General features: G+C 38.8%; 29 protein-coding genes. All 29 read left to right on the top strand.

Features of this window, described 5'->3' with window-relative positions:
* Positions 1-12 precede the first annotated feature (12 nt).
* The 29 genes from A5882_RS18950 (at position 13) to A5882_RS18820 (ending at position 26,839) form a co-directional block, all read left to right on the top strand.
* Positions 13-333, top strand: coding sequence for a hypothetical protein (locus A5882_RS18950; RefSeq protein ID WP_086373493.1), 321 nt, complete (start codon positions 13-15; stop codon positions 331-333).
* Positions 334-384: 51 nt separating this feature from the next.
* The gene (locus A5882_RS19650; protein WP_139843268.1) at positions 385-546 is read left to right on the top strand and encodes a DUF2065 family protein; all 162 of its coding nucleotides are present in this window, start codon (positions 385-387) and stop codon (positions 544-546) included.
* A gap of 67 nt (positions 547-613) precedes the next feature.
* Entirely contained in the window at positions 614-1,000 is a 387-nt protein-coding gene (locus A5882_RS18945) for a hypothetical protein (protein ID WP_086373492.1), read from the top strand.
* Positions 1,001-1,004: 4 nt separating this feature from the next.
* Complete coding sequence (locus A5882_RS18940; RefSeq protein WP_086373491.1) at positions 1,005-2,468, top strand: CpaF/VirB11 family protein; 1,464 nt, start codon at positions 1,005-1,007, stop codon at positions 2,466-2,468.
* A complete protein-coding gene (locus A5882_RS18935; protein ID WP_086373490.1) occupies positions 2,437-3,294 on the top strand; it encodes a type II secretion system F family protein in 858 nt (285 codons plus the stop codon). The genes A5882_RS18940 and A5882_RS18935 overlap by 32 nt, the downstream gene beginning before the upstream one ends.
* Positions 3,291-4,055 carry a hypothetical protein gene (locus A5882_RS18930; RefSeq protein ID WP_086373489.1) on the top strand — a complete coding sequence of 255 codons (765 nt, stop codon included), beginning with the start codon at positions 3,291-3,293 and terminating at the stop codon, positions 4,053-4,055. The genes A5882_RS18935 and A5882_RS18930 overlap by 4 nt, the downstream gene beginning before the upstream one ends.
* Before the next feature lie 17 nt (positions 4,056-4,072).
* Positions 4,073-4,441 (top strand): hypothetical protein, encoded by a 369-nt coding sequence (locus A5882_RS18925; protein WP_086373488.1) that lies wholly within the window; start codon positions 4,073-4,075, stop codon positions 4,439-4,441.
* Positions 4,442-4,445: 4 nt separating this feature from the next.
* A complete protein-coding gene (locus tag A5882_RS19950) occupies positions 4,446-4,589 on the top strand; it encodes a hypothetical protein (protein ID WP_176462067.1) in 144 nt (47 codons plus the stop codon).
* A 13-nt stretch (positions 4,590-4,602) separates the two neighbouring features.
* The gene (locus A5882_RS18920; protein WP_010749182.1) at positions 4,603-5,013 is read left to right on the top strand and encodes a hypothetical protein; all 411 of its coding nucleotides are present in this window, start codon (positions 4,603-4,605) and stop codon (positions 5,011-5,013) included.
* Between the two features lie 26 nt (positions 5,014-5,039).
* Entirely contained in the window at positions 5,040-5,333 is a 294-nt protein-coding gene (locus A5882_RS18915) for a hypothetical protein (protein WP_086373487.1), read from the top strand.
* The gene (locus tag A5882_RS18910) at positions 5,287-5,565 is read left to right on the top strand and encodes a TrbC/VirB2 family protein (protein WP_010749184.1); all 279 of its coding nucleotides are present in this window, start codon (positions 5,287-5,289) and stop codon (positions 5,563-5,565) included. The genes A5882_RS18915 and A5882_RS18910 overlap by 47 nt, the downstream gene beginning before the upstream one ends.
* Positions 5,566-5,628: 63 nt before the next feature.
* Positions 5,629-7,905, top strand: coding sequence for a hypothetical protein (locus A5882_RS18905; protein ID WP_086373486.1), 2,277 nt, complete (start codon positions 5,629-5,631; stop codon positions 7,903-7,905).
* An 11-nt stretch (positions 7,906-7,916) separates the two neighbouring features.
* On the top strand, positions 7,917-10,547 hold the full coding sequence (locus A5882_RS18900; RefSeq protein ID WP_086373485.1) for a VirD4-like conjugal transfer protein, CD1115 family: 2,631 nt from the start codon (positions 7,917-7,919) through the stop codon (positions 10,545-10,547).
* A 44-nt stretch (positions 10,548-10,591) separates the two neighbouring features.
* Positions 10,592-11,080 (top strand): hypothetical protein, encoded by a 489-nt coding sequence (locus A5882_RS18895; RefSeq protein WP_254908555.1) that lies wholly within the window; start codon positions 10,592-10,594, stop codon positions 11,078-11,080.
* Between the two features lie 50 nt (positions 11,081-11,130).
* Positions 11,131-13,509, top strand: coding sequence for a pLS20_p028 family conjugation system transmembrane protein (locus tag A5882_RS18890; RefSeq protein ID WP_086373483.1), 2,379 nt, complete (start codon positions 11,131-11,133; stop codon positions 13,507-13,509).
* 11 nt (positions 13,510-13,520) lie between these two features.
* Positions 13,521-13,970, top strand: coding sequence for a single-stranded DNA-binding protein (locus A5882_RS18885; RefSeq protein WP_086373482.1), 450 nt, complete (start codon positions 13,521-13,523; stop codon positions 13,968-13,970).
* Positions 13,971-13,982: 12 nt separating this feature from the next.
* Positions 13,983-14,291: a DUF5592 family protein gene (locus A5882_RS18880; protein ID WP_005230821.1), complete on the top strand. Its 309-nt coding sequence runs from the start codon at positions 13,983-13,985 to the stop codon at positions 14,289-14,291.
* A 3-nt stretch (positions 14,292-14,294) separates the two neighbouring features.
* Entirely contained in the window at positions 14,295-14,864 is a 570-nt protein-coding gene (locus A5882_RS18875) for a hypothetical protein (protein ID WP_086373481.1), read from the top strand.
* 17 nt (positions 14,865-14,881) lie between these two features.
* On the top strand, positions 14,882-16,807 hold the full coding sequence (locus tag A5882_RS18870) for a VirB4 family type IV secretion system protein (RefSeq protein WP_086373480.1): 1,926 nt from the start codon (positions 14,882-14,884) through the stop codon (positions 16,805-16,807).
* Positions 16,808-16,811: 4 nt separating this feature from the next.
* Positions 16,812-17,927, top strand: a complete 1,116-nt coding sequence (locus tag A5882_RS18865; RefSeq protein WP_086373479.1) for a lysozyme family protein — start codon at positions 16,812-16,814, stop codon at positions 17,925-17,927.
* Between the two features lie 24 nt (positions 17,928-17,951).
* The gene (locus tag A5882_RS18860; RefSeq protein WP_086373478.1) at positions 17,952-18,617 is read left to right on the top strand and encodes a hypothetical protein; all 666 of its coding nucleotides are present in this window, start codon (positions 17,952-17,954) and stop codon (positions 18,615-18,617) included.
* Positions 18,618-18,973: 356 nt separating this feature from the next.
* On the top strand, positions 18,974-19,210 hold the full coding sequence (locus A5882_RS20280; RefSeq protein ID WP_176462070.1) for a hypothetical protein: 237 nt from the start codon (positions 18,974-18,976) through the stop codon (positions 19,208-19,210).
* Positions 19,210-20,082 carry a hypothetical protein gene (locus tag A5882_RS18850; protein ID WP_254908554.1) on the top strand — a complete coding sequence of 291 codons (873 nt, stop codon included), beginning with the start codon at positions 19,210-19,212 and terminating at the stop codon, positions 20,080-20,082. Before A5882_RS20280 ends, A5882_RS18850 begins: the two co-directional genes overlap by 1 nt.
* A 56-nt stretch (positions 20,083-20,138) precedes the next feature.
* Positions 20,139-20,582 (top strand): hypothetical protein, encoded by a 444-nt coding sequence (locus tag A5882_RS18845; RefSeq protein ID WP_086373475.1) that lies wholly within the window; start codon positions 20,139-20,141, stop codon positions 20,580-20,582.
* A 278-nt stretch (positions 20,583-20,860) separates the two neighbouring features.
* Positions 20,861-21,133 (top strand): hypothetical protein, encoded by a 273-nt coding sequence (locus A5882_RS18840; RefSeq protein ID WP_005237637.1) that lies wholly within the window; start codon positions 20,861-20,863, stop codon positions 21,131-21,133.
* A gap of 17 nt (positions 21,134-21,150) precedes the next feature.
* Positions 21,151-22,662: a MobP2 family relaxase gene (gene mobP2 / locus A5882_RS18835; RefSeq protein WP_086373474.1), complete on the top strand. Its 1,512-nt coding sequence runs from the start codon at positions 21,151-21,153 to the stop codon at positions 22,660-22,662.
* Between the two features lie 16 nt (positions 22,663-22,678).
* On the top strand, positions 22,679-22,870 hold the full coding sequence (locus tag A5882_RS18830; protein WP_005230848.1) for a hypothetical protein: 192 nt from the start codon (positions 22,679-22,681) through the stop codon (positions 22,868-22,870).
* Between the two features lie 119 nt (positions 22,871-22,989).
* Entirely contained in the window at positions 22,990-26,412 is a 3,423-nt protein-coding gene (locus A5882_RS18825) for a DUF3991 domain-containing protein (RefSeq protein ID WP_086373473.1), read from the top strand.
* 13 nt (positions 26,413-26,425) lie between these two features.
* Positions 26,426-26,839, top strand: coding sequence for a CPBP family intramembrane glutamic endopeptidase (locus A5882_RS18820; RefSeq protein ID WP_086373472.1), 414 nt, complete (start codon positions 26,426-26,428; stop codon positions 26,837-26,839).
* Positions 26,840-26,857: the final 18 nt, after the last annotated feature.

Raw genomic sequence — 26,857 nt, 5'->3', positions numbered from 1 at the left:
GAGTTGGGCAATATGTATGGTTCAGCCGTTTTTGATGTACGATCGGAATTAAAACAGTCCAGGCACCTATTGCGTAAAGTAGTTTTTAGCAGTTTAGGGATCCTGGTCTTTTTCTTTCTCTTTAAGCAGTTGATCGGGATCCCGTTCAATTACTTGAATCAGATCAGTTCTTCGTTTTTAAACTTTGGTGCTGGAAGCAGCAATGTCTCCGGTTCGCTGACCTCAGCGATTCAACAAAATCAATTTGTTCAGGCCGTTATGGTATTCGTTACTGGGATCTTGGCAGTCTGCACCAAATTTTTTGATGAAATCAAACAACTATTTTTCAAGTAACGATCGGCTTTGATAGCCGGTTTCTATTTCTACTGAAGGGAGGTGACATTCATGGATACAGTTCAACATCATTCTCACACATTGATGAACATTGCGATTGCAGTAGGTTTAGTTGCGATCGTCGGGGGTGCAGCTTTCGTATTTTTTCCTGACTTAACAAAACAAATGCTCGCTAAAATCACTACTTACGTTTCAACATTACCAACAAAATAATGGATAAAAAGATGATCGGGGAAGACACTCTTTGTCTTCTCCTTTTTCTTGGTTAGGAGAGGGAGGAATGACACATTATTGGCGACAGATCACGGTTATGATCGTAGGAGCACTTTTTATGATTTTAATTGCGTGGTTTTTTATCGGAAATGCCAAGAAAGATACGGAAGCATTTAACATTACTGAAGCGTTAAGAACAGCTGCAATCAGTAACAAAGATGATTCTGCACGCATTCAACCAGGCACTTTTTACTTGGATCAAGCCAACTTTGAAAAAGAGTTTGAGCAGACGATCAAGAAGCAGCCGTTTTATGCAAAAAAAACGGTAAAAGTGACGTTCAACTACTTAAAAGAAGCAGATAACAAAGGAATCAAAGGCATTCGTGCCTATGTTGAGTCCGATGGATCCATTGACGAAGCCACATGCATTTTAAGTACGCCGGAAGGAGGGTAAATCAATGGTTGTTATTAGAGAAAAAAAGTCCGTCTTTCAAGATGAAAAAGACGTGTTAAGAAATGTAAGAAATCTCGTGATTACCAATCAATTTCGCAATGTACCGTCAGCTGCTGAAGAAGAGCAAGACGATTATTTGAAAAAATTAGTTGAAGAGAGTCGAGTCGAAGTGATTCGAGACGATTTAGTCGAGCACTATCCAGATGAAGTGATGCGTGCCTTCACTTCTAAAGTTTCTCGTGAAAAGCTCGTTAAGTTGGTTCAAGAAGAACAACGATTTGGAAAAAATGACGAAGGACACAAAAAAGCGGCTTATGTTATCAATGAGATCGTCGGCTTTGAATTTATCGATTGCCTGCTTTTGCAAGACGAGACAATCACGGATATCGGATGGAACAGCACGTTTCTAACCGTCGAAAGTGCGGATCAACTACGAATTTACACGGCAGAACAATTACAGTTGACCGATCCTGAAAAGACGGTATTTCGAATCGTAAAGAAGTTCGCGGATGCTGTAGGAAAGCCATTTACTCGAAATGACCCTATCTTGGATAGTGTATCAGGAAATTTACGATTAAACGCTATGCATCAAGTGATCAGTCCAAGTGGCACTACGATGTCCTTACGGGTCAGTCGACCAGGTCTAGTGTTGACCGAAGAAACGTTTGTCGATTTTGCGCCATCTTTTGTTTTAGACTTTCTTAAAATAATTATGAAGGCTGGATCAATGAGCGTGATCGGTGGGGAGACGGGTTCTGGGAAAACAGAATTGATCAAAATGATGTTGTCCTTTGTACCAAAAAAAGACCGTATCTTTATGATTGAGGACGTTCCTGAAACAAGGATCAAGGAACTTTTGCCAGATCATGATATTTTTTCTCTCGTTACAGGAAATATCGTGACGATTTCAGATCTGGTTCAAGCCGCTTTACGGAATTATCCTAAATGGATCGTTCCGTCAGAGACACGGGGTTCTGAAGCTTATGAAATGATCCAAGCTGCACGGACAAACCATTCGGGATTGACGTCGATTCACTCAACAAATTGTCGCGCACATCCTCGAAGGTTAGTCACCATGTCTAGTATGGGGTACAAAATCAATGAAGAAGCAGTTACTGAAGATATCCTTACATTCTTTGACTTTGGGTTTCAGATCAAAACTGCTTATATCGAGATCGATTCGGAAAATCTTATTTTCAAAAAAATTCGATATTTGTCAGAAATCGTAGAGTATTCAGTAAAAGATACGGCCATTACTTTGTTTAAACAAGTATTAAACAACGGGCAGTTCTATGTTACTACGGGTCAGTTGTCTGATCAGTACAAGGAAAAGCTAGCAGAACGCTTCTTAACTTTTAATTTTCCTGAAATGACCAATGAAAAGATTAATAAATCGGAAGAGCTTGAACAGATTCTTCAAAAGGCGGTGAAAGAGTTTGCGGATCAATCAACTTCAGACGGAAACTAAAAACCGTGTAAATCTTGAAGAATTACATGCATTAAACAGTGCTTACGGGCAGCGATTAAAGCAAAAAGAGATCGTTCAGCTCGTTGGACTCCCAGCTGTAGTCTTAGGCGTTTTTTCATTGATTCTGACGTATATTTGGTGGATCGTTATCGGGTGTACAGTGATTGGTGCCATCTACGGCTATCGGTTTATCTTGCCAAAGGTCGTGAATCGGCGGTACCAGATACAGTCATTGGTGGCCAGAAACAAATTTCTTTTGAATCTCACACAAGTGACAATGGACAATGATTTGACTGTTCTTCAGTCGTTGGCCTATGTGATCGATGAAACAGAAGGAGAACTTTCTGAAGATCTCCGAAGCTTGTATGCCGCTCTTGGTGTAGGGTCTGATCCGGAACGGGTCTCTTATTTATTGAATACCTTATCTGAAAAGTATCATGATGATGCGATTTTTGGTCAGTATTTGGAACAGCTTGACACGATTATTCAAGAAGGGAAAAACAATACAGATTCGTTGCAATACCTAACAGAACACCACAGTAAAATGTTAGAAAAAGTCAATTCGTTTCTAAAGAAGAAGAATGAAATGTTAAGCGGTGTGCAAACACTTCTTTTTTTAATGGGCGCTATTATCTTACTATTTCATGGGGTTTCTTTCTTCATGAATGGTGATTTTGCGCAATACATGGACGGCTATGCGCACCATCCAATCGGTTATGTCAGTTCAGCCATTTGTCTCATTTCGCTTAGTGTGATCTTAAATAGTTTCTTCAAGCAGTATTTTGATGATTCTGTCACGGAATTGGGGGTGCGAACCAAAAAATGAATCTCGTTATTCGAAACAAAACCGCTGTACCAAGTGAGAATCGACCATTTTTTTCCCGTTTACTTTCAGATGTTGTTTATCAAAATCTATTAGAAATGAATAATACTAAGGAAAACATTGAAAAGTGGGCGAAAAAGAAAATTCGCACCTCTGCCATCTGTTTTTCTATCTTTGTGGTTCTTGGCTTTTTAATGAGTTTGTATCTGATTCCTATTGGGCTAGTTGTCAGTGTGCTGATTTATTTGGACACGATCAAATCAGTTAAGGTCGTTTATCAGCAGTTTCGATTTGAACGTCAAATTCAATTTTCAAAATTTTCACGGCTACTTGTTCCGATATTAAAACAAACAAGAGGGGGGATCAATCTTCGTTCTGTTTTTGAGCGAATCGTTCCAAGGATGCCACATGAAATCGATAAGAAGATCTTACAACGGCTCATGTTGGATATGAGTCGAAATCCAAGCAGTTTCGATCCGTTTAAGATGTTCGCTAAACAAATGTCTGGCACTGACAGCAGCCGGTTATTTATGGTTACTTTGGCACGTTTGGCACAAGGATCAGCGAATTTGCAAGTGATCGATCAGCTTTCCAGGATTGCTAGTGAAGAAATGATGGCCGGTATTGAACAAATCATCCATTTTAAGCTCAGTCGATTTTCGGGGTTGTATATGAAGCTAGTAGGAGCGATTTTGGTCTTTGTTCTCGGTGCTTCTATTGCGATCATTCCTTTCCAACTTGGAAAAGTTTATGTTTATCTCTAAAGAAAGGAGCATAAATTATGGATGTAGAAGATAGTCAGGGAGAAATTTTCAGCTTGTTGTTTTACTGTTTGACTGTGCTTGCCTTTTTGAGCGTCGTCGTTTTCGGTTATCAACTTCAAACAATCACTACTTATCGCCAACAAGTCAATTATCAGATCGAGCGAAAAGGTGGACTGACAGCTGAAGCAGTTTCAGAACTTAAAGATTACTCAACTAAACAATTCCACGGGTGGTATACGATAGAAAGTACACAATTAGGGAAAAAGGCCGCCTTTGGAGATACGGTGGCTTATACGATCAAAGCGACCTATCCAGTTTTATTTCTACCGGACAATATCTCTGTGAAAATTGGAATTGAAGGTCAAGCGCCTTCTCAAGTGAGGTGAAGACATGGGAAAAGTATTTTCAAAGCTATTGCGGTTGATCATCAGTTTGGTCGTGGGTGCGCTTTTTCTTAAAGTAGTCATTGATTATCAAGACGTCATAAAAGCTGCATGGGAACAGTGGTGGACACAAGGAAGCATAAGAATGTGAAAGGGGTGATCGTGTGTCCGGGCAATATCGGGTACATTTTTCGCACGTCAACAAAAAATTGACACGAAAATACCGTGCATTGAACACAAAGATGGTTCACGGTATCTTTCAAGCACAACAGATCATGGAACAGCTACAGCGTTCAATCACGGAGCCTACGAAATTGTCAGTAGTGATTGACAATGGCGAACAAGAAATAATCTTAGAAGACGTGGTCGTTGATCCTACACGGAACACGGTACAACTGTTAGATATGTTGCAAGAGGAGATATCCACTCTTGAGTCAAATCGCTTGGAAGGAGAAAAGCTTTACCAAGAAATCAATCGGCAATTCAACGAAGAACGAAAAGCATTGCCGGAAATGGAACCAAGACAAAAGCGAACCTACTCGAAAAAATCGAGGGGTTTTTCTTTTTTTAGATAGTCAATTAGCCAGGAAGGAAGAAGCATATGGCAGGGAAAAAATCTACGGCTTCACCATTTGTAGAAGCCGCAAAAGAATTACTTTCTCAAGAAGGTATTACCTTTAAGGAATGGACGAATGATCATTTACGAGATAAAAAAATGGCCATTCTTGAAGGAAAGGACAAGGAATGGGAAGAATCAACGATTGAAAAGCAATGCGAGTCTTACGTGCTTTCAAAAATCAATACTCTTGTATCAGATAAAAACCAAGTGAAAAATGGAGGAAATAAACATGTTAATGAAACTACAACTAGCACTACTAACGCTACCAACGAATGATTGGGTCAGTGAATTAGACAAGGCAGGAACAACGATTTATTCAGCTTTACAAAGACTATCGTTTCCCGTGGCTGTTATTACGACGATCGTAGCTGGCATCATGTTCATGAGTTCCGATCGAAAAGCAGACGTCGCAAAAAGCATTTGGTTTCGTGTAGCAGTTGGGATGATCGTGATCATGTCAGCTGTTTCATTAGCAACGTACTTCCAAGGGATTGGTAAAAAATTCTAATATCAAACGTTTAAAAGATGGGAAGAAATAAAACTTTCCATCTTTTTTATAAAGGAGAGAACCATGGGAAATTATATTTTGCGTTTTACAAAATTACCAAAAGAAATCAAAGATACGAAGCGATTGACCCTGAAAAAGAAGTATTCTCTTCCTGAAGCGAGAGAACTTTTTTACCAGGTTCAAGCAAACGTTGGGCCGCTGGATCATAAGATGACTTTAGAGATCCATCGTATAGAAGGAACAAAAGACTATTGGGAGTTCACTCTCCCCTTATCAAAAGATGTGCCTTTAGACCTACTGATCGACGAGGATATTATTCAGGAGCTTAGAAACTTAAAGGGAAGCCAAAAAGAACAGTTTGAAGAACTGGAAAATGATCTTTTAATCGAGTTCGATCAGCCATTTGAACTTGTCGAAGAAGAAGTCAACGAAACAAAACACTCGTTTCTTGGCGGCTTGTCCTTGCCAAAAGTGAAATTGCCGGAGGTTGCGGAAAATTTGCTTTCTCGTGTATTACCGAAAAAGCAACAAGAAGCAGCTCCTGTTATTACCGAAGACCAATTAAATGTGCCTGTCGAAGAAGAGGAAGAAGTAATAGATTTATCTGAAGGCGATTATATTCCTGATTATGAAACTGTAGAAGAGGGCGAGCTTTCATTTGAAGATCCAGAAGAGAGCAAGCAAGAAATCACAATTTCTCAGAGTTCAGAGGAATTGAATCGTGTCTCTACAGCGAAAGAGCCGGCTCCTGGCATCGTGATCCCTCCTTTGGATACCTATTTGGATTTAACGACTCAACCGATTTTTAATCCTATCGAATCGCTGATCGCTAAACTAGAAGCAAAGCTGGATCGTCAGACGCAAGAATTGATCGTGTATTTTGATTTAGCTGATAAAAATGACTTTATTAGTGAGCGAAAGAAAGAATTTATCCGAACACAATACAATCCAACGTTCTACAAACAGTTGATCTCAAGCCTATATAAATTAAAAAATGACGTAGAGAACAAATTGATCAAAAAGTTGACGATCGCTTATCAAGAAATTACTGCAGACGATGGTTCTGAAGAATGTCTTGCGGAATTAGCTGCTAAAAAAGCAATTTTAAGTGAAGAATTTACTGATAAGATCGAAGCAGCGTTCACTTCTTTAGAGAATCAATTAGCGCTTGATAAAGCGAGGATCCAAAAGCGCCAACAAGAAGAACTGGAACGATTGAATAAGCGCCATCAAGACGAGCTTTATCAAATCGATGTCAAACTGCAGGCAGACAAACAGGAAAAAGCGGCACAATTCGATCAAATGAGACAAGAAGCAATCGAACAAGAAGAAGAAAAAATCACTGCTTCTTATGAAGAAAAAGCTCATAAGTCACAGTACAGCCGATTGATTGAGCGTAAGAACAGTCAACTCGAAGAGTTAAGCACGATCCTGGTCGAATCAGTGCAACAAGCCACGGATCAAGAACTGCAGTACTTACAGTCCATGAAATCAAAACTGATTGAATCACAGCCTATCTTTGAAGAGCAACGTCGGATTCATGAACAAGAGTTACGAGAAAAAGCAGTACTTGCGCAGCGTGATCGTGAATTGGCTATAAAAGAAAAAGAATTGTCCCTAAAAGACCAAGCCGTGCAGAATGTTGAATCGACGAAGCAACAAAATCAACAAAAAGAAATGGAAATCTCGCAAATACTTGCAAAACTGATTGATGATCATACCCGAAGAGGGGCTGAAAACATAGCCACGCAACAACAGCTGATGGCATTTATCCAACAGCAACAACAAGGCACACCTTTACAGGCAGCGTCAACACAATCAAGTGCTGCACAACAAGTAGCAGGGAAACCGTCTTTATGGAAAAAAATCACTTTAAGTGGTGCGGTTTTACTTGCTGTGGCAGGATTTGGCGGCTATGTTCATGCAAAAGCCCAACAAGATTCAAATCAAACAACTGTATCTGCAGCTGTTCAAACAGAGAATTCTTATGCGAGTTTCGAATCAACGGAACCAGCGGTTCCTTCTTATGATGATCAAATCAGTGCTGGCAAGTATATTGAAGCGGCTAAAGAATATCCTGAAAATATTGACCATGTGGTTCAAGTCGTCTTTGAAAAAGAGGACACAGACACCTTAAAGCAGTTAACAAAACTAGGCGAATCTGATTATGGTTTGTTAGATCTGGCCATTCTACAGCAAGATCAAAAAGCCATTACGTCTATCTACCAAGAGCTGTCAGATGCGTTGAAAAAGGATTTAACCATGGGTCAAAAACAACAGATCGCTTCTGCTTACTTATTACAGGACAAGCCCAAAGAAGCAAAATCGGTATTGGAATAAGGCGAGCGTCTATGCGAGTACGAAGTAAGAAACGCTCCTTTTTCTACCGATTATTTTCTGGTTTCGGACTGAAAAAAATCGCCCTTTTTGTCGGAAGGGGTTATTCGATAAAAGGAGAAGGACTAGCCGAAGAACATAAGCGTCATGCGCCAATAGCGTTTCTTGGTTTTTTCAGTGCCTTCTTCTTGGTTTATTTTATGAGCAACTATCTGATCAATTTTATCGTTTCATTTCTGCCGATTCTTGGCCAAGCTTTTACACTTTCGATAAACCAGGACTTTTCAACGGCTGGGAAGCTGTTTCAGACGTTTCCTTATTTTGCCCGTTCCTTGTTCATTCATGTAGGAACGAACAAGCAGCTGCTTATCACGCTACCCTTGGCTTTCTTTTTTGCCTGGTTCGTCTTTAAAAAACTGACTCGAAAATTTGATTCATTGAGTTATGGGCAAGAAGGAGACGCCCGTTTGGCGACGATTCAAGAGATCAAAGAGCAATATTCGGCCGTACCTGATCGAAAGGAACGGTTTGAAGGAATCGGCGGTATTCCTATCACGCACTATATGAACAAGTTTTATATCGATCTCAATACAGTCAATTCACTCATTCTAGGTACGAGTCGATCAGGTAAAGGTGAGTCGATCGTTTTTCCACTAACTGATATCTTGAGTCGAGCGAAGGAACAGTGTTCTCTGATTTTTAATGACCCGAAAGGAGAACTCTACAAAGGATCAAAAGAAACATTAGAAGAAAGGGGCTATGAGGTACAAGTACTTAATTTAGAAACACCCGATCAATCCATGAGTTATAATCCGCTGCAGCTGATCATTGATGCTTATGTAAGAGGGGATTCTTCTTCTGCGCAGATGTTGGTGGATCAATTTACGTATGCATTGTTCAACGATCCAAATGCCGGTCAGAACAAATGGGTCTATAGCGGTGCGCAGAAGCTGTTAAACGGTGTGATCTTAGCCCTAATCGACTATTATTTGGAAAAGGACGATTTAGGAAAGATCACAATGTACAATGTGGCACAGTGGATCATTGAAATGACAAATCGAAAAGTCATTGATCGGGTCACGAAAAAAGAGTACACACAACTCGATCTCTACTTTGAACGTTTGCCGCAAGGGCATATCGCCAAAGCACAATACTCTTCATTTTCTTCTATGGATTCGAAGAATAAAGGGCCAATTCAAAGCGCCGTCTTGGATAAGTTAACGATTTTCCAAGGGTTTGAAGCGATTGCGAAGATGACGTCAAAAAATAGTTTTCGGCTGAAGTCGGTGGGTTTTCCTAAGTCGTTGTTCTTCCAATTTGATCGATCGATGTATGATCAAATTTTGAAAGTTCGCTTCTTGCGCAATGGGCAAGTATTAGGAGTAGAAACGATCCGTCCGAATATGGCTGGTGTGGTGGATTTGAACTTCAATTTGAATTTAAACACTGGCGATCAATTAGAAGTGGTTTTTCAAGATAAAAAAGCAACCTATTCGATCACTCTACTTGAAAAAGATGGTGAGTTAAATCGAACCAGCGGAGATTTAGACGAGTTGAAGCAATGTGAACTTTTCTACACAGAAAAACCGATTGCTGTATTCATGATCACGCCGGATTATGATCCGTCTAAAAATGTGATTTCTTCCATGTTTGTTAAACAACTGTATACAACACTTGCACAAAATGCTGGAAATACGAGAGGTGGGAAGTGTTTCCGAAGAGTCCATTTTATCCTGGATGAATTTGGGAACATGCCAGCCATTGAAAGCATGGATAACATTGTGACCGTTTGTTTAGGGCGAAACATTCTGTTCGATCTATTTTTACAAAGCTATGCGCAATTAGGTTCTGTATATGGGGACTATACGGCGAAGATCATCAAAGAGAATTGCCAAAACCATTTGTATATCATGAGCCAAGACAAAGATACGCACGAAGAAATATCGAAACGAGTTGGTGAGAAAACGGTAGAAAAACATTCGACTGGTGAACAGGATCCACTTTCTCTTGATACGAGTAAACAAACCAACGTCGGCTCTCAACGAATAATTACTCCGTATAAATTATCTACGCTTATGATGGGTGAAATGGTTGTACTGAGGTTGCACAGGGAAAACAAAAAGCGTCAAAAAATCCGGTCGTATTCTATTTTTTCTACGAAAGAGACGTCGATGCCTTTCCGATTTGAATATTTGGGTGAGTACTTTGACCCGAACCGACCGATTGAAGACTTTAACATTCCCTCTGAACATAAAACCTTTGATTTAGCAGCAAACGCAATCGACGTCGATGATTTGATTTCAGAATCAATCAACCGATCGCTGCTCTTGTCTTTGGAAGAAGGCCTTCAGTCAGAAGAGGAACTGTTACAGATTGATGAAGAAGCCTTTGAGTCAGTCCTCAAACGTTTTGATACAAAAGATTTGGAAAACTATCGAGAAATTATCAAAATTTCGATTGTCGAGGATCCGGAAGAATCACAAAAAATTGATCTAATCGACTTTTTGAAACAAGCGGTAACCGAAGATCTTCAACCACTTTTTAAAGAAGAAGAACGGTGTGCGTTTTTACAGCTGGCGAATTTCTATTTAAACAAGCCATACTATAAAGATATTTCTAATTTAGTCCGATTAGATACAGAGTAGACGTGCTATACTAAATTCAAATGAATAGAAAAAGAGGGGTTACTGTGAAACGTTTAAAAATGAGTGTTTTCGGGATTTTTTTGGTAGTGGGTAGTATATTTCTTTTAAGTGGGTGTTCGAATTCACCTGAAGCCAAACTGGCAGATCTTTTTGAAGAGGGAAAATCTTTCTATTTATCTAATTCGCCTTCAGATGAACCAGAATTTAAAATAGATAAAATGAAGGATGGTTCTCTTACTGTTTCCAATATTGATAAGGGAATTTCTGAAACAATGAATTATGAGGTTGAAGAGCAAGAAAAAGGTTTATATCATTACAAAATAGCAAATAATGAGAATTATGGAATATTTGAAGTTTTGGACAATTTTATATCAGATACAAAGGACTTTAATGTATTCTATGACGAAGAGAATGAAGGATATGCCTTTGTACCTATTTCAAAAAATTATTCGAAAATGGATTCTTCTTTGAAAGAAACTAGAGAAATCTATTCTACAGACCCTCACTATTATGTTGCAGAATATAAAGAATAGATAGTCACTACGAGGAGCCTGAACAAGGCTTCTTTTTTTATGATTGGAAGGTGAGTAAAACGGAAAAAGCAACGGAATTTCTTCAAAAATTTAGTGATTGGATTCAAGATGCAACTTTATTTAGCTATTTATTTAAATGGATAAGTGCAAACTGGGTAAAAGGACTATACAAACTGGCTTCTGGGGTGGAAGATATCTTGGATCAAGTGTTCAAGGTCTTTGCATTTCTTGATAATGGGACAATCGGTAAAATATATACCAGCATGCGATTAGTCTCATTCACTATTTTGATTATTATGATTATTGTTATTGCTTACAAATATATTTTAAACGAACGAGTGGATCTAAAGGCAGGCCTTTTCAGGGCTGTCTTTTTTGTTTGTTTAGGTGTTCAGCTTCCAGGCTTGATTACATCAAGTGTGGAGCTTTCTCAAAAAGTTTATGGAGAAACAAAAAATTTAGATACGGCTGAGAAAAGTACACTTTCCTACAGTATTGTAAAAGAAAATTTGTCAGACTTGCAGTATTCTTCGAAAAACGGTTTTTCTCGACTGAATAGTGATGCGGGAACTCAAAAAAACAATTTGTCAGAACAAGCTTTTAAAGCTACTGATTTATCAGAAGTTTTAACTCCTGAAAAAATCGGAAAAATGAAGGATAAAGCTAAAAATCAAGATGAGACTTCTTATCTAGAATATAGGCTAAAGACTGACGAAGATGGAAAAGTCATATCAGAAAAAATCGAAAATGGAATGTTCGATTTTTTTAAAGAAGGTAAATTTCGTTTTTCATACAGGACGGGCACAATCACTTTGTCATTACTGACAGTGTCGTTTGCTTTTATCTGCTCTGCATTTATAATTGCAACGTCTTTGATTGAGCTAATATTTGCAAAGTTGATGTTTCCAGTTCTTTCTGTTTCTGATATTGAAACCGGACAACGAACAAAAAAAATCCTTTTGGATATTGGGAACAGTTTATTAGCGATTATGTTGACAGGGTTTAGCTTGAGTATCTTTAAGTTATATTTTTCATTTATAGGTAATCTTGATGTCGATTTTCTTCCATATTTAGTACTTTGTATTGTTGGTGTCCGAATTACGATCGACGGCCCAAATTTCTTTGGGAAATTTCTGGGGTTGGATATCGGGCTTCGTTCAGGATGGCAAGCTATGGTTGGTACAGCAGTTGCTGCGAAAGCTGCGACAAGCGCTGTAAAAGGTGGAGTGAATGCTGGTAGTAGTATTAAAGAGCACGCCGGAAATGCAGTCAGCCGTATGAGAGTCAATAACGGTGTACACGAAAATAACAATGATAAATCGATTCAGAGTCGCTCAACGGTTCCAGGAAACAATGGATCTTCTAAAAGCAGTGTACAGGAATTTGCGGCCAACATGTGCCAAACATTTGGTATGAATGATCAACAAGAGCCGGTGACACAAACGCAAGGATCGAATCGATCAGCGGTTCCAAATGATCAGATAAGTCCATCGGTTCAAGACAAGGATCAGGTTTCTGCTAATGGAGAGTTGCCTTCAGGAACCAATCTTTCACCAGAAACAATGTATCAACCAATGAACGCTTCTGCTTCTTCCAGCACCGTTTCCCAAGGAAAAGAAACAGATGGAAAAAGCATTGGCAATATTTCAGCTGAAGAGCTGAAACATATGGGTGAAAGCGGCAATCGAACTGAATCAACGATCGACCCTATCAACGGCAATCGTGCGAATGGTTTGGCAACGGGGAAAACGGACGCTTCACAAAAAATCCAACGAACGACCATTCCACCGATTCATACGCCAAGTAGAAAAGCCGCCATTCAAGCAGCGACTGACAAAGTCAATCAGGGGAATAAAACGCAACAGTCAAACAATCCGAGTGCATCTGAAGAAAATCCGGATAGCAATCAAAGAGCCAATGATCAGGAAGTGAAACGAGCAACACCAGAAACGTCTTACGGCACTTCTGCAGTAGCACCTAGTCAATCTGTTCAATCGAGTGAACAAGCGTCTGAAGGAGCTTCTGTGGCTCTTGAGCGGGTCACAAGTGTGTCTCCTTCGACAGGTGCAGTCGTACAACGAAGCAATCCATCCTCTACCAGTGCTGGCACTCAAATGGTGAAACAATCACCAACTAGAGGAATTGATCGATCAACGGTGACACCTGCTAGACGCAGTGAGCCAAAATCAGGTTCGATCAAACAATCAGGACAACCAACGAACCATCGATCGGTGACTAGCCAGAAACCTGCAGAAAAATCAACGGCACCAACGTATCATATTCCAACGGTTGAATCAAAAACGAAGGAGCTTTCTACACCAAAAGAATTGGCCACCAAATACTTGAAAGAGTCGAGTGTGACACCAGAAAATGATTACTATGATATCTATCAATCCATGAATAAAGTAAATGCCGATGATTATATTTAGGAGGAGATCTCGTGTTAAATGTCCATTGTATTGAAGGCCGATTGGCTGAAAGTCCCATCTTAAAGAAAACGGAACGTGGCACGTGTTATACACGTGTCTTGTTAATATCAAAACGAAACTTCAAGACAAAAAAGGAATCTGACTATCAATCAGATTCCTTTTTATGTGTGCTGTATGGCACGATCGCAAAGTCCTTTGTTGAAATGACGTGTCGAGGATCTCATGTGTCTTTTGTGGCCAGAGTCCAAGTCCGACCGTATGAAAATCAGTCAGGGGAACGGTGTTACGTTTCTGAAGATATTGTACAAAGCTACAACTTGTTAGAAACCAAAGAAGTGACCGATCGTCGGCGAAAGCATTTATCTGAAGGTCAGCCGGCAGAAGAAATGGCTTTAAATGAGTACCGTCAAGCAGTAGAACATATTCCAACCAGTTATGACGAAGCAGATTGGTACCAATAGAGGAGGAAAAACATGGATAAATACCACAATATCGTGATTCAACGAAGTATTAAACAAGAACTAAAGTATAAATCTTTGTATATCTTGGATCTTCTGATCGTCTTTGGCCCCTCGATGTTCCTTTTGTATCTACAAGGGTATCTGCATTTTTCTCTTGTGACGTCGATCCTATTAGGCATTGTTTTCTTTTTCCTTGGCTTGTTCCTATGTGCAAAGCCAGCGTCAAACGGCAACAGAAGAAATTTGTATACGATCTATTGCTTGATCGTTATGGATCGAAATGTGTATGAAGTACAAAGCTATAAAAAAAGGAGAGGGTAAGGCATGGCCGCAAAACAAGTTCAAAGTTTCCGATCAATAGGACGAAAGCGCACTAAAGGGGAGAACCCTTCTATTCAAGAATTGGTACCAATCAAAAAAATGATCAGAGGAAACGTGGTCAAAAAAAATGGCCGGTACCTCTCTTTTTTGAAAGTCACGACAAGAAATATCAACGGTCTCAGTGCCAGCGAGCAATATCAGGCTATGCGACATTTTGAAAATATGTTGCGGGTCTACGAAGAAGAAATGAGTATTTTATCGATGATGTTTCCTACAAATATCGATGATAATCTTGTCTATTGGAACCGACAGCTGCAGCTGGCAAGGGAAGAAAGAAATTCCGTTCGAGCAAGAATCATTCGAGAACAGATCAGCCGTTTGGTGTGGGTCGAACAAGAACTATCAAATTTAGAATTCTATTTTATCGTTTATGGAAAAACAGAGAAGGAGCTGAATCTTTCCAAAACGATTCTAAAACGAGCAGGCGGATCCAATCTAGGAATCAAGGATATTCCGCCGAAACAAATTGAGCAGATCTTAATTAAATTAAATAACCTGAATACCCCGATTTAGTCTGGAGGATAAAAATTATGTTAAATGAAAAAGAAATTCAAACACTTGTTAAAGAAGGCTTTGACCTCAGTTTCATCGAAAAAATACAACCTCAAGGCGGCATTACGTTTCCTGAAGACCGAATGGTCGCAGGGGACGGTACCTATGCTTGCCTTCACATCTATCAATTAGCCAAACGGCCAGCGCCATTTTGGTTGACCACGATCATGAACAATCAAAATTCAATCACAAAATTCGATCTAGCGCCGATCGACAAAGAAGTCATTTTGAGCGATATTGACAAAGCTATGCGTGAGTTAGACTCACAAGCAGAAGAAAACCGAACCCGTACCCAACGAAATGAAGCAGTCAATGAGTTCCGATCCTTGGAACGTTACGCAAATGAAATCAATCAAGGCGACGAAGTCAGTAAAATGGTCGATATACGTATCTATGTGACTGCAGATACACAAGAAGAGCTTGAAAAAGAAGTGGGTGATCTTAGACGTTCGCTCAAAGCCATGGGCTACAAATCCGTTTCCTATATTGGAAAACAAGCTCAAGAATGGCTAGCTTTCTTTCAAAGTTATTCTGAACAACAAAATGAACCAGGCAGTAAGGAAGGCATAACCGTGCCAAGTTCTGCGATCGGTGGCGGTTATCCTTTTAATCACCAATTTTTAAATGATACGGGTGGTGGCTATATTGGGAAAACAGACACAGGTGGATCATTTATCTACAATCCGTACATGATCACTGCACTTAGAAAATCATTTAGTTCTATGCTTCTTGGGAAATCTGGTATGGGAAAATCGACGTTACTGAAGCTAATTGAGGAATTGTTATATGGCAAGCGGACGATCATTCGAGGGTTTGAAAAAAATCGAGATTGGTATAAATTGATTCAGTCGCAAAACGGGAAAATTTATGATCTTTCTGGAAAAGAAGGCATGTTAAATCCGATGGAACCACTAGCCACAATCACCGATACTAGCGGTAAAGTGATCGATGAACTGAACAGTTACTTGCAGCATAGAGCAACTTTTTTTAACAAAGTGCGCTTCTTAAATCCTGCTATGCGTTCAGTAGATATTCTCGATTTTGGTAAGATTATGGATGATTTTTATATCTATTACGGTCTATTACCTGAAAACTATACACAGAATCAAAAAGATATCCATATCATTGGATTGGATCCTTCAAAATATCCTACAGTTGGTGAATTCAAGCAATTCGTTGATCAATTTGTGGAAAGCGGCTATAAGGATCGTGTGACAGACGTCAAAATGGTGGAAATGGAAAACTTTCAAACGGTGATCACGTCAATGTGCGAACAATATGGGTCGATCTTCAATGGACGCAGCACGTTTCGAAATATTGATGAAGAAGATGTCCTTTTCTTTGATATTGAAACGATCGGTCACTTTGACGATGAAGTGTACAAATGCATGCTTTATACGGCTATGAATATCGTTTGGAACCAGGCACTTAAAAATGGCCGGAAACAAAAAATTGCTTTGGAGAATGGCGATATTACTCCTGATGAAGTTCGATTCTTTGCCTTTTTCTTGGATGAATGTCAAGAGATCCTAAGTCCTGATACGGTATTTGTCGTCAAACAAGTGGTCAAATTCTTAAAAGAAATGCGGAAATTTTCAGCAGGTGCTTTCTTTGCGACACAATCACCGCAAGAGCTATTGCCTGAAACGTCTTCTGATGATTACATTTCAAAAATCAAACAAGTATTTGAATTATGTAATGCGAAATTCTTTCTACAGCTGGATGCTTCAGTCAGTGAAACAATGAAAAAAGCAATGGGAAATCTGTTGACTGATGGACAGTATGAAGACCTGGCATTACTCGAACAAGGAGAAGTAATCGTCAATTTAGGAGGAAATAACAACTACAAGATCAAAACGGATCCTGATCAAGAACAGTTGAAACGATTTGCAGGAGGTCATTAATAAAATGAAATCGAAAATAATTAAATTATTGGCAGGAAAAGCAAGTAAGAAGGAGAAAATCCAACTCTTACTTGCTTTTTTAGGTAGTTCAACCGCTATTTTAACTGCTCTAGCTGTTGTAGTAGCCAGCTTGCTTCTCGTGATCTTTATCGGTGGTGCTTCTCAGACAGCATCGACTGAGGGAGGTATTGAGGGTGGCGGAATTAGCGTCTCAGAAATGACGATGCAATGGAAAGATAAGGTCGCAAAAGAAGCAGAGAAGAACGGGATCCCTGATATGGTGGATCCCTTACTTGGAATTATTGAAGCAGAAACGGGTGGAAATGCCATTCGGTATCCAGATGTCATGCAGTCCAGTGAGTCACAAGGGAATGCACCGAATACGATCTCAGATCCTTATACGAGCATTGAAGTCGGCGTAAAGTATTTTGCTAGTTTGGTTAAAGCACATAAGGATATGGATTTGTTAAATCTCATTCAGGCCTATAATTTTGGCCCTGGTTTCTTGTCCTTTTCGACAAACAATTACGACTTAAATCGAGCGATCGCTTTTTCGAATAAATACGCTCACGGTGTACAAGTGACCTACACGAATCCGGTAGCAGTAAACCTCGGTTATACCTATCGTTATGACTATGGGAATATGTTTTATGCCATGATCGTTAAACAATATCTAACGCCAAAAAGTTCCGGTCTTCCTGGCGGAAGCAGCGACATGGCGAAAGTCGCACAAGCAGAAATCGATGAAGGTTTGCATGTTGGAGGACAAAAATATTGGTCATGGTATGGCTATGGTGGACGTGTTGAATGGTGTGCAGTCTTTGTTTCCTATGTGGCCGCAAAAGCAAATGTGAACATGGAAAAATTCGCCTATTGTCCCACTGGTATTCAAAATTTCAAACAAAAAAATGAATGGCAGCCAGTCGGTGTGGAACCAAAAGATGGGTGGGTGATCTTCTTTGATTGGGACGCAGACGGCATCAGTGACCATGTGGGCATCGTAAAAAGCTACTCAAACGGCACAGTCTATACGTTGGAAGGAAACTCAGGAGACAGCACGAAAGAGCGTAATTATGGCAAGACCAGTCAGTATATTATGGGCTATGGCACACCTAAATAAGTCATAGCAAAGGAGCATAACAAAATGATAAAAGAAGCTTTTAAACAGTGGAAACATGAACTAAAAGAAGAGCATTTACAAATTAAAATCCAAAACAAATGGTTCGAAGAACTAAAAAAAACAGACCTTTATCGACAACTTAAGAAGTACAAATGGCTGAGGAATGGATCTATTTTGATCGACTATATCATTTTAGTCGGGTGCTATCTATCTATTTACACGTTGCCAGTTAGTAAACTAAATGCTATTTTGGGTAGCCACATTACAAAAGAAACCTATCAAAATATTGTATTTATTTATACAATTTTAGTTTTATTACTAATGATTTTCTCTGTTTTCTTTACTGTAGTTCTATCTAAAGACAAGCCGAAGGATGTTCGGGTGCTAAATAATATGCTTATTTTTTTCTTGTTTGGCGGTGTAAATTATTTGTTGCTTTGTTTGGCCTGTATCATTCAACCAGCATACTTATTGTTTGTTTTAGGACTAGTTATTGTAAAAGTAGTCATTCGAAAATGGAAAGAACTACAAAGAGAAGCCGTCTTCCTATCTTATAAAGAAGCAGCCAAAGAAGGCTTGATCAGTCATTATAAGCGTCACGGCATACTAGTTGAAATGGAAGATGAGCCACGTATTTATCGAATGGACTATTTTCAAGAAGAAAATAAAAATGAGGAGTTGAGATCATGAGTTATCAACGATTGAGCGGTATTTTAATACTTGGTTTATTAGCTAGCTGGGGAGTTTTTGGACTCTTTATCTGGCATTCAAGCAAACAGTCAGAAGCTGCTTCAGAACCTAAAATTGAACAATCTATTGAAGAAAACCATTCGGATCTGGACAATAGCAGCACGGTTGATCCTACTGAAAATCAGGCATCAGAAACTGTTGAGAGTGAACAAACAAATCAATCAATGGATAAAAAAAGTGCCGTTGTGCAAGACTTTGTGACGACCTATTTCAACACAAAAGATGAACCATTTCTTAAAGATCGTGTTTCGCTGTTGAACGAAAAAAAATTGATTACTGACGAATATAACCAAGAAATGACGCAATCGATTGGGGATATGGACAATGAAGATGCCAAAATGAGCGTAGAAGATCTACGTGTTTATACGAACGATGATCAAACCTATTTCGTCGTTTTTGATCTTATATATGAAGGATTGGATTCAAATCAAGTTCTTGTTTATGTAGCATCTGCACACGTCAGTAACTCTAATCAAATTGATCATTATGAGCTTATCGCAACAAATACCAAATTAAAAAAGGGGAATGAATGATGGTTATTTTCGGAAAAATCTCTCACTTTATTTCTTCAGTAAAGGAAATGAAATCGAAAATAAAACATAAACATTTTCGAACGAAGACACAAACATACACCAAAATATTAATGGCTTTTGGTTTTTTATTTCTATCGATCATCGGTCAAGCTGTGTTATCAAAACCAGCAAATGCGTATTCGGAATCGTCAGTTGAAAAGCCGATTCCTTTTGATGCAGGAGAGGTCACCGTACTAAAAAAACAATATTCACCTGTTAGTAAAAGTTATCGAATGGATATTTATGTCGATTCAGAAGTCGATCTTGTATCTGATGGAGAGCCAGTTACAAAGGCAACTGTCGTCACAAAAGAAGATATCAATACACCGTTAAAAGTAGAAGTAATTCCCGTTTCAGAAAATTATTTTGTTCTTTTAGCACAAAATATCGACGATGAATTCGGCGCTTTGCGGTTTGATCTTACGTATAAACGATCCAAAGATTCCGATGAATCAGCGCTTAGTCTGTATGGATCCCAAGAAAAATCGACGATCGTTAAAAGTGATCTTTCAAATTTAAGTCAAGCTGAATTGAAAATCAGCGGACTTGAAAATGATATCCGATTACAGCAGCTAAACAGAAAAATGATTGAGGAAGAGAACAAATCTCTTGTCGAAGAAATCAAAAATACACGAGAAAAAATTGCTTCTTTCACTGAAGAAAAAGAATATCAAGTCGGAGAGCAGTTAGCAAAAACGGAAGACTCAATCACCAGTTTGGAGAATACGATTGAATCATTTAAAGGGAACATTTCAGATAATCAAACCAAAATTTCTGATATCGAAAAGACAATTCAGTTAATTAACGAAAAGATTAATGAATTAAAAAAATAAACTTTTCGTAGTCTAAATCGAATTAATAGGACAAAACTAAAGAAAGGTGGAATACCATGGCAAAAGAAAAACTACAAGTTTATATCGATCTAGAACATAGGGAAGCTTTGGAAGAATTAAAACTCTGGTTGCCCGTAGATGAGAGTGTAAAAGACGGTGCGCTGATTCGATATATCATAATCGATTTGTTAAATCGTTTGCGAAGAGAAGAATCATTTGAAAAAAAAGTGCTGGATTCTTTGTCTGTTTTGTCCGTAATGACGAATGCAAAACTAGAACAAGATCATACAAAAATTCAAGATCTTTTTTCTTCTGATGTGTATCAAGAAGCAGTCACAATGAGCAAAAAAATTGTTCGAAATAAAAATTATCGGTTCAAGAATAGGAAAAAAGTTCAGATTAATCAGGAAAATAAAGACAATAACGTTGTTAAAGAAGATACAAAAAAAGAACTTAGTTTCGAAGAAATGGTCGCTCCCTATCTTCACAAAAATACCTAATAGCAGGATTTTTTCTAAAGAAAAAGGTAACAGCGAAAGTAGTCGCAAAGTAGTCAAAATAGCTAAAATGACTACCTGAGTATTCGTAGTAGTATTCATGGGAGAATACTAAAAAATAGGGTGTGGTGACTTCTCTAAAGGTCTTGAAACGCAATAGGCACAGCCTATTTTCCCACTCTCTCCATGAGAGTGGTGCGTTCACCTTATGCTCTTTCATTGTTCTACCTCTTTTAGGCACTCATAAGATTCAAAATGATTAAATTGCTGGAGGTTTTCTCATGCCAAGATTTACTTTAATAATTGAAAACGAGCCGTTGGTTGCGTACCTCGAACAGCGAGCTAAGAAACAAACCTTTAATACAGGAAAGAAAGTCACTCGAAACGAAGTGATCAACCAGATTCTTCAAAATGAAATGATCAATGATCTAACGAATAATCGAGAAGTTGATGCGATTAAAGATAGTTTAGATGATTTTAAGCACATTCTACAACAATACGTCGACACGAATAATGCGCTTTTGTATCGTGCATTTGAATCTGATGGCATTTAAATGAACGAGGTGATCACATGGCACAATCTGCTGGCTCTTATATAAACTTAATGAGCGGTTTTGTTATTTCGTTTGATTCTGAGTATGTAAAGTATATGGATCGAGAAGATAAGAAAGTGTATCAAGAAAAAGACCTTTCTGATTTTGAAACGGCCATGACGAATGACGATCCTAGTCAATCATTTGAAGGCTATTTGGATTATATGGATCGAAAAAATGCGTTACTTGCTCAATCAAAATTGACAGATGAAGAAAGAGTATCGCTAGGTGAGATCAACAAACGTCTCGCTGATTATTCGACTTTATCAAAAGCGCAAATTGATATCATGCAAAAGGAAACGCAAGAAAAAATATGGTCACTGAATACAGGAATGTTTGATTTTAGTAATGATGATCTGACTCAAAAAGAAGTTGAACAGTATAAAGAATTATTCGATCAAGCGAACAAAAATGAATCTGTTTTGTTTCAGGATGTGGTGTCTTTCGATACAAAAGCATTGATTGAAGCAGGCATTTACAATCCATATTCAAATGAATTAAAAAGGGAACCGTTGATCATGGCCGGTCGAAAGATGATGAACGTTCTTTATGAGAAAGAAAAATTAAATGGATCAACAATCAGTGTCGGTGAGATCCATTACAACACGGGTCACTTTCACGTGCATTTTGCGACGACGGAAGTCGAACCTACCCGTGAAATGATTTTTGTTAAAGAGCATAATCGCTATGAACGAAAAGGGCAACGTTCCGATGAAACATTAGAAAAAATGAAATCGACTTTTGCGAATCTGATCTTTGATCGTTCGAGCGAATTGGAACGATTGAATGATTTGAGAAATGGTCTGCGTAATGAAATAAAAACAGAAATGGCAACACCAAAAAAAGAAAGTGTTTTGTTACTTGAGGAATTAAAAGCACAGCTGCCGGAGAATCAAAGCAAGTGGAATAGTAAAAACTTAACGCCAGAAAGTCGAGAAACAATGAACCAGCTGATTGATTCATTGATGAAAGACAATGGCCACTTTGAAGAGTTCAAACAGCTGGCAAAAGAGGAAGACATTTTCAAGAAAGCTACTTATGGTGAGGGAGATCCTAACAAAGAGAAAAAATCATTTTACGATGGCCGAATGTACGGGCCGGATGGCATCTACTATCGATTAGGAAACAGTATCCTCCAAGAACTAAAAAAGGAAAATGATTCTTCCCAACAAGACCAACCTTTCCATCGATCTTCGGTATCAGGGCAACAAAATCCAAACAAAGAAACGTACGCGAAACTTAAACATGATTACTTCATGAGGAAAGATACAAATGAAAGTCGATCACCGCCAAAAAGAAATCCAAGTGAGCGAACCAAACCATTTAAGGAATCATTCAAGTATCGTCGGTCGGTCACAAATCAAGTCAAACACCTGGAACGGGTGACGAGCAATGAATTTGATCAATTCAAAAATAAAGTAGCTTTTGAAAAGCTGCAGCGTGAAATCGACCAAGCCAAAATGAGTCAAGAGTCAGACCTATTCAATTAGGAGAAAGAGGAAAGTCATGGAAAATTATTACTTTATCAATAGCGTGGATCCAGAAAACCAAACGATGCGTATTCAAGAAGTGGGTGCTGGCGAAATGAGTGCGCAACAGGTACGTATCACGAAAGAGGATGCCGATGTTTATTCTTTAATGTTGGATGAAGCAACGCAAGAAGGGGAGCCGTTGATCGTTCAGCTGGATCTAAAATAAAGTCAAAACCAGCCGTAGAAAAATTTTTTTCAGATTGAAGGTGGCTGCTTTCAATCAGTAAATAGCAGAATAAAAAAAGAAGATCGGCGAAAGCCGATCTTTTTTTGGAGGGAAAGTTGATGGAACAACAGGACAATGATCAACAAGAAACGGACAATAGTCGATTAGCAAGAGCAAAAAGAAAGTTGGAACGTCTGAAGAGAGAGTACAGTGCGCAAATTTCAAGAGTCTTTGATCATCAAGCACAAACAAACGGTCAGCCGATGAATGACAAAGCAAATGGCCGATCTTTTTTTAATAGGCAAGAGCAGCTGGAAGGTAGGGCTAGAACTTTGCTTCGTGAAATAGAAGCACAAGAGGAACGGATCTCGATGCTGGAACACCAAAAGGAACGCAAAGCACTCGGACTAAATAAGCAAGGCGGTCTAATCATGAGCATTGATAACATTCCAATGATCAAAGCAGAAATCGAACAAGCCAAACAAGGAAACTCGATGTATTCGGCCGCAACGATTCGGAAATACGAAAAGCAACTGGTTGAGTTAGAAGAATTGAAGCGTCGATCAGAAAGGGCGGATAAACATATGAATGAACAAGCACAAAAAATGATTGAAAGTGGACGTCTGACACAATGGAAAAAAAATCCAATGATCTACTTTGTAAAAGGCTATCGAAAACTGGCCGTTGAATTAGCGGAGTCGGGAACATTCGAATCTTCTCAACGGTATGCCGCAAAAACGGAAGCAGAACAGTCGGTCATTTCTGATATTTTAAACGAACTAACGGGTGACACTACAGAGGTACCCAACGCTACAAAAGATCAAGAAGCTGCCTTGAACCATTTCTATCGAGTGGAATTTAACGAGGGGTCGGAAAGCATTCGTAATTTTGAAGGAGAGATCGTTTCACAACCTTTGATCGAAGAAATCAAACGTTTAGATCGACCAATGGAAAGTGGGTATTATAAATTTTACTTTCAGGAAATTAAAGATGGAGAAATCGGCGATGCGTTTCGTTTAGACGTCGGGGACGGGGTCAATAGTAACCAAGACTATTATAAAAAGCTTGAATCGTTAGCTGCAAAAGATAAGACGAATGCCGTAACAAACGAACGTTCAAAAGCAGCTTACTATTTAAGAATTGAAAACCATGCAGAAGGGGCTTTTTTCAGAATCTTTACGGATGAGGAAAATATTTTTAAAAGTACAGTAGCGTCCTATGAGTTTGATTTACATGCGAAATTAACTGAAGAAAATATTTGGTTCAGTCAAGATCATAAAGAAGCGGAAGAGAAATTGAATGCTGATTTTTTGGTAAATAACCGATTGAATCCAAAATATCTTTCCTCTTTTATTAGCCAATGGAATGACTATAAAAAACAAAATAATGTTTATATGGGCGTGCCTATTGATCATGGACTGATCGAATTTGATCCGAGTGATTACTATAAAGGAACGGCATTACCTTTGACACAAGGGAAACTCACAATCGATAGCCTAGATACTCAAAAGAAAGTTGAACACTCTGAAGAAAAACGGTCAGTCAAAAAAAGAAAATCGGCCGAGGAACTAAAAAAAGAAACCGACCAACTCGTCAAAGATGCCATGGAAAATATCAAGAATCATTTTGATGATCCGGAAGACGTCTTAGAATTAGGTGCGTTTATGAGTAAGTTTTACAATTACTCACTAAAAAATACGGCATTGATCCAAAAGCAATTACCTCATGCTCACGCTGTGGCCGGTGCGAAAAAATTCAAAGAAGCTGGCTTTTTTATTCGCAAGGGAGAAAAAGCCATACGGGTTTTAGCGCCAACGACCTATAAGTGTTTTATCAACGAACAGGGACGTACGCAATCATTATCGAAAGCCACTAAGCTACAAAAAGAGAAGATTCTCAAAGGAGAATTGAAAATAGAAGAAAGAAGGGCATTCAAAAACGTGCCGGTCTTTGACATTAGTCAGACGACGGCCACAGCCGATGATCTGCCGAAAATTTTCCCTAATCGTCCTTATAACTTTGATTTGAAGAAGGCCACAAACACGAAACTATTATACCAATCATTAGAAACCTATGCCTTATCAGAAGGCCTAACGATCATTGATGATCTAACGACTGTTACGCCAGTGTTAGGAACCGCAAAAGGAGCATATGGTCAGGGCATCGATGGCTCAGAAATGCTTTTCATGAATCCTCGGTTTACTCAAACAGAACAAGTGCCAACCATGATCCACGAATTGGCACATGCAAAGCTTCACTCAAAAACGAGTAACTCGACTTATTCTAGCTCAGTCAAAGAATTTCAAGCGGAGCTGGCTGCGTATATCGTTGCCCACCATTACGGCATTGATACGAAAGAAGAATCGATTCCTTATATTGCGGCTTGGACAAAGAATGGACAGACCGTTGAGGATAAATTGGCTCAAATGGAAGAGGTGAAAGTGTTCTCTCGCCAAATGATTGAACAGATCGATACGCAACTTATGATCCAACAAGAATTGGAACAAAAAGAACAAGAGCAAGCGCCCACGGTAGAAAAACAAAAGCTGACCAAATCACAAAAGACGTACAAAACGTTCTCGGAAGAGATTGCTTTTGCGAAGACGGTATCGATCCTAGATATCGCTCATAAAAATGGCATTGACCTAAAAAAAGATTCTGCCAAACAATATCGTATTGCAGACAATCATTCTGTAGTTATTACAGCCCCCAAAAATTTGTTTATTGAAAATAATGGACATTTTGGCGGAGGGCCGATTGACTTTGTCCAAAAGATTGTTGGAATTAAGGACTTTAAAGAAGCCGTTAGACATATTACAGACAATGATTATGACGCAACGGAATTTGTACCAGAAGAAAAAATTGACTACAAATATGATAAAGAAAATGAACGGCCTTTTGTTCGAGCAAAAAAATATTTAATAGAGGAACGCTGCATTGATGAAGAGCTTGTAAATGTTCTTCATAACAAAGGGTTTTTACGACAAGATAAACGTAATAACCTAGTATTGATTTGGAATAATCAAGGGGAAATCTGTGGAAACAGTGAAAAGGGAACGATCAAAGACTCAACCTGGAGAAAAATCGAACCAGGTTCCGATAATTTTGTTGGATTTAACGTTAGAAATGGCGAACCTAAACGGTTGAAATTCTTTGAATCTGGCGTTGATCTTATGAGCTATATGACACTAAATAAATCTGATCTGCAGGATACCTGGTTTGTTTCTATGGAGGGTTTGAAGCCGGAAACGGTCTACTATTATCTAGAAGAGTCACAGCGTGTAGCGCCTTCAGGAGTTGAAGAAATATCCTTCTGTGTCGATAATGATAATTCTGGGAAAGAATTTTTGGAGAGATTTAAAAAATTCACTTACAATCAAAAAGAAAAACAACCGATTGAATTTCAAGCAGAGTTTCCGCAAGCTCCGGTCGGACAAGAAACGCAAAAATGGGATTGGAACAATGAGCTGGTCTATCAGGTAAACGAGGGCGAAAATCAAAGAAAAAAGTCTCTCGAATCTGAACCAGCATTGAGCTTATGAAGAAGGTGAACGGATGAAACGAATGATTTTTACAATCATTCAGGGAATAGGGATGGCCGTTGTGCTATCCCTTCTTAGTATGTGGATCGGCGAACAATTTTTTTCAACGTATCTTCCTAGACTTCCTGAAGCAAGACACGGAATTTCCATTTCTGCCGCAACGTTCTCTATTGTATTGGCACCGATCATTGAAGAATACTTGATACGGGTCAAACTATTGCCTTTTTTGATTCGACGTACGAATTTACCAGCTGCAGTTCTTTTCTCTAGTTTCATTTTTTCTGTTTTACATGGGCAGGTTTTTCTACTGCCCTATTTTTTAAATAGCCTGGTCTATTCGTGGGTTTCACTCAAAACAAAAAAAGCCTATGGCTCGATGATCGTTCATAGTGCTTATAATTTTATCGCCCTGATTCCTGGTTTATAAGAAATCTAAACCATTTTT

Source organism: Enterococcus sp. 4E1_DIV0656 (assembly GCF_002140695.1).
GTDB lineage: Bacteria > Bacillota > Bacilli > Lactobacillales > Enterococcaceae > Enterococcus_D > Enterococcus_D entomosocium.
The sequence above is the reverse complement of the archived record's forward strand: the minus strand, read 5'-3'. Positions and strand labels throughout refer to the sequence as shown.